The sequence below is a fragment of the Microcoleus sp. T3_A4 genome (genome assembly GCF_036700465.1).
In the GTDB taxonomy this organism is placed as follows: Bacteria; Cyanobacteriota; Cyanobacteriia; order Cyanobacteriales; family Microcoleaceae; genus Microcoleus.
In genome coordinates this window covers 13,625-25,654 of sequence record NZ_JAUBOY010000049.1, presented here as the reverse complement: position 1 = coordinate 25,654, position 12,030 = coordinate 13,625, and the positions used below count along the sequence as shown (strand labels likewise).

Below are 12,030 nucleotides of genomic sequence, written 5' to 3'. Positions count from 1 at the left end.
TATCTTTTTTATCTCTTTCTCTGTGTCCTCTGTGTCCTCTGCGGTTAATTAAAAAATGGCATCAGGTTTTTACCGCTGGCTTGTTTGGGAAGAAACCCCGTGAAAAGTCGAATTCTCATTCTGTTGCTTTGGGTGGTTATGCCTGGATTTTCAGCGAGGGCAGTTTTGGCTTATTATTTAATAGGGGAATGGGCTGCTGTAACGCCGAGTGATCTAAATTAGTGGCGAGTTAGCAAAGGCTTATCTGCCACTTAAAAATCGAGATAAATTGCCGGGATAGCACAGGAAATTTACAGAATTAATTGCTTGACAGAAAGTGTGGGATGGCTTTTAGGTGGGATAATTGTATCAATTGGCATTCAGGGAATTGGCATTTGATCTCAAAAACCTCTCGCTCGGAATTAGCGGTAGTGCAACTGACAGAAGAAGTGTAGAAAAGCAGCCGATCGCACGCCATGACTTACTCCCCCCGACACAGTGTATCCTGTTACCGATGCCGTTTGCCCCAAGCTATGATTATCGGCTCCCTAAGTAACTTATTTTTATGAAAATTGCTCTTTTCACGGAAACATTTTTGCCGAAAATAGACGGCATTGTGACGCGCTTGATTCACACTGTAGATCACTTGCAGCGATCGGGCGAACAAGTTCTGATATTTTCTCCAGATTACGGAATTAAAGAATACAAAGGCGCACGAGTTTACGGTGTGGAGGGCTTGCCTTTGCCGATGTACCCGGAATTGAAAATGGCACTTCCTTCTCCCGCTGTCGGTCGCCAATTAGAGCAGTTTAAACCGGATATTATTCATGTTGTCAATCCCGCTATTTTGGGATTGGGCGGTATATATTACGGGAAAAAGTTCAACATTCCGATTTTGGCTTCTTACCACACGCATTTGCCGAAATATTTGCACCATTACGGTTTTGGAGTCCTCGAACCTTTATTGTGGGAATTGCTCAAAGGTGCTCACAACCAAGCAGAATTGAATCTGTGTACTTCTACAGCAATGGTGGAAGAACTCAGAAACCACGGGATCGATCGGGTAGATTTATGGCAGCGGGGCGTAGATACTGAAATGTTTGTCCCGGAATTGGCAAGTCGAGAAATGCGATCGCGCCTTTCTGAAAATAACCCAGACAGTCCCCTGCTGCTGTACGTCGGCCGCCTCGGTGCAGAAAAAGAAATCGAACGCATCAAACCAGTCCTCGCAGCAATTCCCGATGCCCGCCTCGCCTTAGTGGGAGACGGCCCGCATCGGCAAACCCTTGAACAATATTTTGCCGGCACACCCACCAATTTTGTCGGCTACCTCAAGGGGCAAGAACTCGCAAGAGCTTACGCATCTGCCGACGCCTTCATTTTTCCCTCCCGCACCGAAACCCTGGGCTTAGTGCTCCTAGAAGCAATGGCTGCAGGGACGCCCGTAGTGGCGGCGCGCAGTGGCGGAATTCCCGATATCGTCACCGACGGTGTTAACGGATATTTATTTGACCCAGCCGACGAAGAAGGAGCACTCGCAGCCACTAAGCGTCTGTTTGCGAATCCCGAAGAACGGGAAACCCTGCGCCATAACGCTCGCCGAGAAGCCGAACGCTGGGGTTGGGCAGCCGCCGCCGCACAACTGCAGCGCTACTATCAATCAGTGGTGTTTGCCCAGTCTGTGCCCAGAGCGGCCTAAATGTCAGGATCGGTAGCACCTTTAAACATCACCGCCAGCTTAGCTTCGCTGTTCGATCGTCAGTTGGTATTGAATAGGGATGTTTTCAAAGATTGATCGAACTTTTTTGCTGTATAAATTACCGTCGTTATCCTGCTGTTGCATTTACCATTAAACTATGAGTAAGCTCTGTAGGAAGGCCTTGCGCGCTGCTTTCATAGCGCCCTTTACCTGACCGGATACGGTCGCCGAGTGCGCTAAAACAGTCACACCGCGCGCTGGGGCAGAGCACAGGGCGTCCAATCCACATTGCACTCTCGATCGAACTAAAGCCTGTCACCTAATTTTCAGGCTAGCAGTTTTGCGAACTTAAGTTCAGCTTGAATTGACGAACCCTCATCAGTATCGAGGTTGTAAAAAAGATCGATCGAGCATACATAACAAGCAAACTGAAGTTGCGTGCGCCACTTTTGAACTCACGATTCATCAAAGCGACAAGCGAGTGCCGATGCGCTTGCAAACAAATTCAAGAGTTTGCACCGCCGCCGAATCTCGCGCAGATCGACCTGCGGTCAGTCTACCCCTCTGAGCAAGCAGTTAATCATGACATTCTCCAATACTGGTAGCGTTCTGGCTACACTGACTCAAGTCAATTTTATGGGGGCATTGACCTCCCGTGTTAAGAGCCTGCCAGTTCCTGAATTAGTGTGCCTGCTGGACTTTATCACGGCTGAATTTCAGCAATTTATCCGGGCGATGGACCTGATTAACAATGAAGCACTCGAAAGCCTCTTAGAGCAACTGTTAGATGCCTTCACTGTCAAAATTGGTCAAATTTTGCAAGCAGACCGGACAACAATTTTTTTGGTTGACTCCAACAAAAATCAACTGTGGCACAAAACAGTCGATCCACTGACGGGCGAGGATGTAGAAGTTCGCTTGCCGATGGATGCAGGCATTTTAGGCTACGTAGCAACAACCGGAAAATCGATTAATGTCGCCGAAGCTCGATCGCACGAGTATTTTAATACCGAAGTAGACGAACCACCGGGCTATCAGATCGAGACCATCCTCTGTATGCCAATTTTTAGCAGCAAGAGCCAACATGAACCCGTAGCGGTGGTCAGACTGTTAAATAAAGCTGGCGATGCCCCCTTTAACGAGGAAGACGAACAGCAGTTCCAGGCTTTTGCAGATTCGATCGGGATTATTCTCGAAAGCTGTCAGTCTTTCTACGTCGTGGCCCGCAACCAGCGAGGGGTTGCCGCACTTTTGAGAGCCACCACGACTTTGGGTCAAAGTCTTGACCTGGAAACAACTTTGCGCTCTGTGATGGATCAAGCTCGCGACTTGATGCAAGCCGATCGCAGCACGCTATTTTTGTTAAATCGGGAAACCAACGAACTCTGGACAAAAGTCGCCAAGGCCGACGGCAAAACGATGATGGAAATTCGTATTCCTGCGAATAGGGGAATTGCTGGCTACGTGGCTTCGACTGGTCAACCTCTAAATATTACAGATGCTTACGACGATCCCCGCTTTGACCCATCTACAGACCAGCAAACGGGATACCGCACTCGGACTGTCTTGTGTATGCCCGTGCATAACGCCAAAGGTGAGCTGATCGGGGTAACTCAGCTAATTAATAAGAACCAAGGTAGTTTCACCCCTTCCGACGAAGAGTTTTTGCGAGCGTTTAATTCCCAAGCGGGAATGGCGCTGCAAAATTCTCAACTGTTTCAAAACGTGATGGTGGAAAAGCAGTATCAAAAAGATATGCTGCAAAGTCTTTCAGATGCAGTAATTTCCACCGATTTACAGGGGCGAGTTGTAACGATTAACGAAGCAGCGCTGGAATTGTTGGGCTGTCCGGTAAATCAAGCTAAAAGCAAACACAATCCCCAGATTTGGGAAGATAAACTGGTGAATCGCTATGTTTGGGAAGTTGTGCCGATCGACAATTTGCAATTTCGGCTAGAAGACAGTCTCAAAAATGCTGCCCGACATTACGTTCCCGAACAAAGTTTAACTGTGGGACTGTTGGTAGAAAAAACGCTAAATTCCCAAAAAAAAGAAGAAGAAGAAGAAAGTTATATTTTGGCCGTGCCCGATCGCACTGACCCTAATTTATATTACGCTTGGGGCGAAAACCGCGCGTGGACTGAGGAAGTAGCGCTGGCAGAATTAGCTAATGCCCAATCTCTATTTGCGCTGCGAAATTCTGCCCTGTATCACCCTTATTGTCCGCTGCCCATCCCCGCCTCTCGAATTAAAGTAATTGAACGTAGTTTGAATTTGACTGTCAACCCGCTGATCAATCCAGAGGGCGGCGTGCGCGGCGGTTTAGTGGTACTCGAAGACATCAGTCGCGAAAAGCGGATGAAAAATACGATGTACCGCTATCTGACTCCTGGAGTCGTAGATAAAGTGATGGCCTTGGGTGAAGGCGCCCTGATGGTGGGCGAACGCAAAGAAGTGACTATTTTATTTTCTGACATTCGCGGCTACACCACGTTGACTGAAAATTTGGGAGCGTCGGATGTGGTATCCCTGCTGAACGAATATTTTGAGACGATGGTGGAGGCCGTTTTCCACTACGAAGGCACTTTAGACAAGTTTATCGGTGATGCTTTAATGGCGGTTTTCGGCGCGCCCCTGCCGCTGAATCCCCCGGAAAGTCACGGTTGGATGGCGGTGCAGTCGGCTTTAGATATGCGCCGGCGTTTGAAAGAGTTTAATGATTCTCGCCCCGGCGAAGATCCATTTCGCTTCGGAATTGGAATTAGTTCCGGAGAGGTGGTTTCGGGAAATATTGGTTCTCAAAAGCGAATGGATTACACGGTAATCGGGGATGCGGTGAATTTGAGTTCGCGATTGGAACAGCTTACAAAGGAGTACGGATGCGATATAATTTTGAGCGAATTTACATACAGTTTGTGTCGAGAAGGAATTTGGGTGCGAGAGTTAGACAAGGTGCGGGTTAAGGGCAAAAATCAGCCAGTGGGTATTTACGAGTTGCTGCAAAATAGTTCTGAACCCATGGATGGGGAAACCTTTCGGTTTTTGGAACTTTACAGTAACGGTAGGGATGCTTATATTGCTAGAAATTTTCAGAAAGCTATTAGTTATTTTGAAGCTGCTTTAGCAATGCGACCCAGCGATAGACCTGTGGAAGTTCACCTCGATCGATCCCTGAGCTATTTGGAAGTACCCCCGCCCGATGATTGGGACGGTGTGCATACGATGACAACCAAGTAGTAGATTATATTACATCCGAGGGTTCCAAAGTAAAAAGATTTGATAAAGTTGTGAGATATTCCTTATGACAGAGTTAACAAGTGTAAAAATGTGAAATCATAAATCGGATGGCATATTAAAGTTTAGAATTTATTTCCAGGCTAGCAATTAAATGAGTTATTTATCTGTTCCGAATGCCACAAAAGCCGATCGGATTCTGGTGGTAGACGACGCACCAGATAATGTTTTGTTGGTTCAGACAATCCTAGAAGAAGAAGGTTACGAAATTAGTACGGCGGAAAACGGCTTTTCTGCCTTGAGTCAAATTGACAAGGCAGCCCCGGATTTGGTACTGCTAGACGTGATGATGCCGGGAATGGATGGTTACGAAGTCACTAAACGAATCCGACAAAATAAGGAATTGCCCTTTATTCCGATTTTGCTGATCACGGCTCACGACAGTGCCAGCGTAGTCCAGGGATTGGACATGGGAGCAGACGATTTTATCCGCAAACCAGTCGAAATGGATGAACTGCTGGCTAGGGTTCGATCGCTCCTGCGGCTTAAACACAGCGTAGACGAGCGCAATTCGATCGCCCTGCAGCGCGAAGATTTTGTCTCCCGACTCGCTCACGACTTGCGGACGCCCCTCGTAGCCGCCGATCGAATGCTAACTTTAATGCAGCAGGGAGCTTTGGGAGAAATTTCCCTTCCCATGCGCGACGCTTTCGGGACGATGGTTCGCAGCAACAAAAACCTGATCGCGATGGTAAATATGTTGCTGGAAGTCTACCGCTACGAAGCAGGCCGCAAATCCCTAAGTTTCGCTGCCGTGGACTTGCGCCAGCTTATTACTGAGGTAGCTGAAGAACTAGCTCCCCTAGCCGATGCTAAAGGTTTATCCGTAAATTTAGACTTGACAGAAAGTGCAGAAAGTGCACCGATTGCGAAGTATCCAGGCGATCGTCTGGAACTGCACCGCTTGCTGACAAATTTAATCGGAAATGCGATTAAATTCACCGACAACGGTTCAATAGATGTCAGCTTAAAAGCTGCCAATTCACCTGCTTATACTAGCTTCAAAAACCAACCACTGGCATGGGTAATCATAGACATCAAAGACACCGGTGCCGGCATTTCTCCCACCGAACAAGCAAAGTTATTTGAAAGGTTTAGCTCGGGAACTCATAAGAAGTCCAGTACAGGTTTGGGACTACACCTCTGCCGCCAAATAGTCGAAGCTCACCGCGGCACGATCGAGGTAAAATCCGAGTTGGGCAAAGGCAGTTTGTTTACTATTCGCTTGCCTTGTTAGAGCGGTATAATTAACTCTAACTTTCGGGTGCGAAAAGTGCACATTACTACAGATAAACTGTAATTGTAGGCTGCAAAGTGCATAGCTAATCGAATTATGGTTAATTTACCCGATGTCATATAATTACTTGGCAACCGAATTTATGGCAATATGTCTAACTGTCCAGTGTGCGGTGCTGAATACATAGAAGAAAAAGCAGAGTTTTGCTCGATTTGCGGCTGGGATGTGACTCCCTACCCGCAACGTGCTAAGCCTTCCAAAACTTATTTAAAAAAAGAACAAGTTAGATTGCAGTGGGCAAAACAAATGTGGGAATTGGCCCGCACTCAACAAAATTGGTCAGCTAAATTTGATGAGTTGCATGGGGAATTGCAGCAAGGTGCGATCGCCCGCACATACCTGCAATCTCAGTTAGAATGGGTTCTGTACCGCCTCGAACAACTAAACCCCGAACTGATTGTCAGCACTCTACTGCGACTAGAAGACAAAATCGGCGCTATACCTGCGACAACTCCGGCTATCTCGGAAGTGGGGATGGACTACCGCCAACTGACAAAGCTATTAGAAACTGGAAAATGGCGCAAAGCTGATGAACACACTTGGGAAATCTTGCTGCAAATCGCTGTCAGGGAAGACGAAGGCTGGCTGAGTGCAGCCGATATTGACAGTTTTCCTCCTACAGACCTTCGCACGATCGACCAACTTTGGCAACAATACAGCAGCGGGCGGTTCGGGTTGAGCGTGCAGCAGCAGATTTGGGAAAGTACCGAGGCAAATTATACTGAATTTTGCGATCAAGTCGGCTGGCGAGTCAAGGAAAATTGGAAATATTACAGCGAGCTCTCCTTCAACGAAGATGCTCCCCCTGGACATCTCCCCGTCACCGCATGGAGACAGCGCGCCTGTTACGGTGCTGGTAAACTCACCGCAGCAGAAAACTTTGCCCGCATCGCTGCGAAACTGGCAACTGGCGATCGGTGATCATCCAAAATAAAAAATTCAAAATCGACATTAACTGCTATAATCAAAACGGTTTAGCAACTGGGGCTGTGGCTCAGATGGATAGAGCAAGCGCCTCCTGAAGAATCGGGCACCCTGCGAGGAAACTCTAGGAGTGAATGTGGTCAAATTTGGTGAAACCTAAAGAGTTCGTGGGTTCCTATGACTCTAAGGCAATACCAAGCCAAGCCTGAGTTCAGGGCGATTATGCGATCGCCTATATTGAAATCAGGAAGGTTTAGAGACTAGACGGTCACCACCTAAAAGCTGCAAGCATATGGTGAAGGTATAGTCCAGAGAGTGGGGAAACTCACACAAATCTGAAGCGCTAGGCCGCCGGTTCGAACCCGGCCAGTCCCGTTAAAAATCAAGAAAAATTAAAAGCAGGAGGGGTAAGCCTAAGTTTTGCCCCTCTTTTTTGCATATCCGCTAAGGAATTCGCCCACAGACAAGTATACCAACCGCCAAGGCGGTTGCTATAAAATCTGAAATCTAAAATCTAAAATCGCCTGTTGAAGCCCAACCCCAAGCGTAGAGTCAATCTAAAATCTAAAATCTAAAATCTAAAATCTAAAATCTAAAATCTAAAATCCTATGATCCCCCGACCCTTTTTTAAATTTTAATTTTTAATTCCTGTTAGTGGGCTATACGTGCGGTATTTTTTGCTATGGTTCCTTTGTGAGTTACATAAAATTTTTATAGGTTTAGATGTGGTTAAGAATCAATTCAAACACGCAGCGTTACAAGCGTTTGAACACTTCACGCAGTTTTTGGTTCGTCGTAGGGCTTTTGATGGCGTGTTGGTTTGGCTATCAGCAGGTTAAGAGCGAATTTCAGAGACCCCAAGCTTTGTTAGTTCTAGGTGGGGCTACGGAGCGAGAGGTGTTTGCCGCCAAATTTGCTCGGGATCATCCTGAATTGCCGATTTGGGTGTCGTCTGGGAGCAATCCGGAGTTCGCGGAATGGGTGTTTTCAGAAGCGGGAATTGAGTCCGATCGCCTGCACTTAGACTACAGAGCGGTAGATACGGTAACAAATTTTACCACCCTGGTAGATGAATTGAAAGCTCAAGGGATTGAGAGCGTGTATCTGATCACTTCTGACGATCATATGCGGCGAGCTCAGATTATCGGCGAAATCGTACTCGGCAGTCGAGGCATTAGCTTTAAGCCTGTGGCAGTTCCGTCTGGGCGAACCCCCGAACCGGTGGAAAAAGCTATTCGCGACGGCGCTAGGGCTATTCTTTGGCTGACAACCGGTTATACGGGTGCTAACTTTAGCCAAGCCAGAATTGAATAAACAAAGGGAAGGATTAAGCAAGTTTTAGTTTTTTTCCATTCCCTCTGGTTTTAAAACTTCTCTCCTATAGCGATTTAAGGAAACGCGAAGATGCTGATGACAAATGCGTAAAAGAACAGAAGAGAAAAGGAGGAGTAGTTTAAAATTAGTAGATGAACTTCAAAAGCTAAAATTAATGACCGACCAAATTCTGCCACCAGTTCTGGATAAAATTTTGAGTGACACCAAAACGCCGGATGATGTTTTTTCCGCTTTGGTGCCGGCTTTAGGCGAGGTGTTAAATTGCGATCGGGTCTTTCTCTACCTCCGCCATCCTGAAACGCAAAGGGGCAGAGTACCTTACTGCTGGCGTCGCAACTCCAACTTTCCAGAGATTGGGGACGCGGAATGGAAAAAAGAACCCGAATCTTTAGGGGAAGAAGACCCTTTGTTTGCAGCAGCTTTGCGAACTGAACCGTCGATTTTTGTTGAGGATGTTGAAACAGCAAATCCTGAAGTTGTCAACAAAGATTTTGAGGCAAAAGAGTTCGGGCATCGAGCTTTGATTCACGCTCACCTTTGTGCTGACGGCTTATTGTGGGGGGTTTTGCAGCCTTGTATGTTCGATCGCCCCAGAGTTTGGACTGACTTCGATCGCCAAGTTATCGCAGCAGTTACAGAAAAAATTTCCCCTTTAGCTGTCGCTTATGTCACCGCCTCAGCATCAAAAGATGAGCGATAAAAATCAATAATTTACCTGTAGGCAGCGGGTGGGCAATGAATGAATGTCAACTTAAGACTAAAACCACGTCTAGGTCGGGGTTTTAGCCGAATTTCAATGCCCTTCCCGGCAGACGATAGACTGTTTCCGGTTCCCCCCTTTTTAAGTTAGGGGGGATTGAGGCACTAATTTTCAAACAAAAGTCGGGTACTAAATTTGAGCTGATTGTTCTCACTAATGGTGAGGTGTGCATCACCCTAGGGATAGACTTGGTGCACAATTCTTGTTTAAAAAACGCCCCAATTTTGAATGCCCCGACTGCTGAAAACCCCTTGAGCCCGACTAATATCATCCTCAGCGCCATCTACTACTACCAAATAATCGCCCGCGTGCAGGCGGTCGGTGTAAGTTCTAGCTGTTTCTTCGGGAATTCCCAAGTCAGTCAAGGCCTTCACCACCCCACCGAAAGCCGCCGCCGAGACGCCAGTGCTTGCTACGCTAGCCACCAGTGAGGCGCCCAAAGTGCCCGCTGCAATCATCGGCCCGATTCCGGGAATAGCTAAACTTCCGAGACCCACTAGCACGGTGGCTAAAGCACTATTTGTCAGAGTGTCTGCTACCACTCCTGCTCCTGTGTCTAGATTTTTATCGCCTACCTGAGCGATCGTTTGAGTATCGCCTACAGACTCACCTGCCTCCCTAGCAACAACCGAAACTTTATCCATTGGAAACCCGGAAGATTTCAATTCTGTCAGAGCTTGCTCGGCATCTTCGCGGTTAGAAAACAATCCCAACGCGCGGGTTTGATTGCTTGTTACCATGTCTTTCTTCTTATCTCCTGTCAAATTAAACTCAAATTCAAGCCTAATTATTGCGCTTGTTTTCAATCACTTATATTGATATTTTTCGAGGTTTATCTTCAGTATTCATCTATCTGTAGATATAACCTGAAAAACAGCAACAAAAGTTATAAAATTAGCGCCCCAAATCGTGCATCGCATTAATCTCGATCGCACATCTTTGAGTCAACGCTTGCAACTCCTCGCGATCCGACGAACCGGGCGCTTCAATTAGCTTGCCAATTCGCACCGTCAGCGGCACCGGACGCGGCATTCCCGAACCTTTGGACGAAATGGCGTGAGTTCCCCACAAACTAACAGGTAACAGCGGCGCTTTAGCCTTAGCAGCTATCAGCGCAGCACCTAATTTCGGTTCAGTAATTCTGCCGTCTGGCGTGCGAGTTCCCTGCAAAAATACACCCGTCGCCCAGCCATTTTCCAAAGAGTTGATAGCCGAGCGAATTGCACTGCGATCGGCACTTTCCCGCTTGACTGGATAAGCACCGTAAAGCGTAATTGCCTGCTTCAAAATAGGAACTTTAAATAACTCTTCCTTTGCCATAAATGCGACGGGCCTCCTCATGCAATTAGACAAAATCGGCGGGTCAAAATCGCTGGCGTGATTGCTGACTACCACCACAGGCCCTTCTGTCGGAACATTTTCTGCACCGTAGATGCGGCCTCGAAAGTACAGGTGCAGCATCGGGCTGACAATTGACCATTTAAATAAATAGTAGAGAAGTAAACTTTCGACTGGTTCGCGACTTTTGCTCACAGAAAAACCTTAAATTTTAAATTACATCGAATATTAGCCTATCAGTTCAGCAATCAAAAAAGTAGCACTACACGGATTTTGACACGGATACACGGATAGGCCCAGCGATCGGACTGTTTAGCTAATTGGCTAAGTTGACTATCATCAGTGTATCCGTGTTTATGCATGTCGTGCTGTTAGATGATTCGGCGGTTGACACCGCTTTGCAAGCTTGTGTAGCGCCCGAATTTATTCTGGCGAATTCTTTGCAAAGGCTCAATTTCCGGTCAGCATAGCTTTCTGTCCTTCCGAAGAAGTGGCGTAGCCCAAGAAATCCTTAACTGTTTGGCTGGGAGGATTTTTGTAGGCGTAGTACAATTGCCGCTTGTAAGGATAGTTACCCGCATCCGTCGTCGCACCGTTGACGGGAACAACGCGCACCGTTCTCTGATTGACTACTTGAGCGAAAGTCGCATAGCCAATGCCGTTGTTGCCTAAAGCTTGCAGCAGAGGAGTTGTCGCATCTCGATCGAGCGTGGTAATATTTGCCGTCGTGCCAAACTCGCCACCTCCGAGCACTTGTTCTTTAAACGTTTGGTGAGTGCCACTAACTGCCGGTCTGTTAATTACTTTAATCGGACCCGCCGGGCCGCCGACTTTCGACCAGTCTTGAGTATTTCCCTTAAAGATATCTTGAACTTGAGCCGAGGTTAAACCTCCTTTGAAGGGGTTGTTAATGCCAACTACAAGGGCGATCGTATCTAGGGCAACGGGCACAGCAGCCAAACCCTGACTTTGTTCTTGAGCCGTCAAAGGTCGCGATACCGCTGCAATATCGGCTGTTCCTGCCACCAAATCCTGAATTCCCTTTGCAGAACCATTTGCTTTGGCATCGACTGTAGTGCCAGCAAACCTCCCTTGAAAGCCGTTCTTGAGGTTCTGATTGATTGTCACCATGCTGGTGGAACCGTCAATTCTCACCGCCGTACCCGGAGGCACGGAAGCTGGAAGCGCAAAGGAAGTAGCCGCAACAGGCGAAGAAGCACCGCCCACTACTGGCGCGACGGGAAGTGGGACGACATCGCCTGCGGGTGTAGGTGTGGGGGGATTGTTACTAACATCTTGCGATGCTGGTTTGTTGAGAAAAAAGAACCAGCCACCACCGGCTAGCAAGAGAAATAACAGGATAAAAACTATGGGGGGAGGCCCACTCTTCGCCATAAAATTGT

9 protein-coding genes are annotated in these 12,030 nt (G+C 47.4%); 6 read left to right on the top strand and 3 right to left on the bottom strand.

Going from position 1 to position 12,030, the window contains the following annotated elements; translation table 11 throughout:
• The first annotated feature begins 544 nt into the window (after positions 1-544).
• The 6 genes from QUA07_RS23890 to QUA07_RS23865 all read left to right on the top strand — a co-directional run bounded on the left by QUA07_RS23890 (position 545) and on the right by QUA07_RS23865 (position 9,229).
• Complete coding sequence (locus tag QUA07_RS23890) at positions 545-1,678, top strand: glycosyltransferase family 1 protein (RefSeq protein ID WP_333048207.1); 1,134 nt, start codon at positions 545-547, stop codon at positions 1,676-1,678.
• A 582-nt stretch (positions 1,679-2,260) separates the two neighbouring features.
• On the top strand, positions 2,261-4,915 hold the full coding sequence (locus tag QUA07_RS23885) for a GAF domain-containing protein (RefSeq protein ID WP_333330019.1): 2,655 nt from the start codon (positions 2,261-2,263) through the stop codon (positions 4,913-4,915).
• A gap of 151 nt (positions 4,916-5,066) precedes the next feature.
• A complete protein-coding gene (locus tag QUA07_RS23880; protein ID WP_333080048.1) occupies positions 5,067-6,209 on the top strand; it encodes a hybrid sensor histidine kinase/response regulator in 1,143 nt (380 codons plus the stop codon).
• Positions 6,210-6,359: 150 nt separating this feature from the next.
• On the top strand, positions 6,360-7,190 hold the full coding sequence (locus tag QUA07_RS23875; RefSeq protein WP_333330015.1) for a GUN4 domain-containing protein: 831 nt from the start codon (positions 6,360-6,362) through the stop codon (positions 7,188-7,190).
• A 727-nt stretch (positions 7,191-7,917) separates the two neighbouring features.
• Positions 7,918-8,508 (top strand): YdcF family protein, encoded by a 591-nt coding sequence (locus QUA07_RS23870; RefSeq protein ID WP_333330013.1) that lies wholly within the window; start codon positions 7,918-7,920, stop codon positions 8,506-8,508.
• Positions 8,509-8,683: 175 nt separating this feature from the next.
• Positions 8,684-9,229, top strand: coding sequence for a GAF domain-containing protein (locus tag QUA07_RS23865; RefSeq protein ID WP_333330010.1), 546 nt, complete (start codon positions 8,684-8,686; stop codon positions 9,227-9,229).
• Between the two features lie 266 nt (positions 9,230-9,495).
• Here the strand turns inward: QUA07_RS23865 and QUA07_RS23860 are convergent, their stop codons facing one another.
• From QUA07_RS23860 to QUA07_RS23850, 3 genes are all read right to left on the bottom strand, one after another.
• Positions 9,496-10,029, bottom strand: a complete 534-nt coding sequence (locus QUA07_RS23860) for a hypothetical protein (RefSeq protein ID WP_333330007.1) — start codon at positions 10,027-10,029, stop codon at positions 9,496-9,498.
• A 154-nt stretch (positions 10,030-10,183) separates the two neighbouring features.
• Complete coding sequence (locus tag QUA07_RS23855) at positions 10,184-10,822, bottom strand: lysophospholipid acyltransferase family protein (RefSeq protein ID WP_333213637.1); 639 nt, start codon at positions 10,820-10,822, stop codon at positions 10,184-10,186.
• 255 nt (positions 10,823-11,077) lie between these two features.
• The gene (locus QUA07_RS23850; protein ID WP_333330005.1) at positions 11,078-12,022 is read right to left on the bottom strand and encodes a phosphate ABC transporter substrate-binding protein; all 945 of its coding nucleotides are present in this window, start codon (positions 12,020-12,022) and stop codon (positions 11,078-11,080) included.
• Positions 12,023-12,030: the final 8 nt, after the last annotated feature.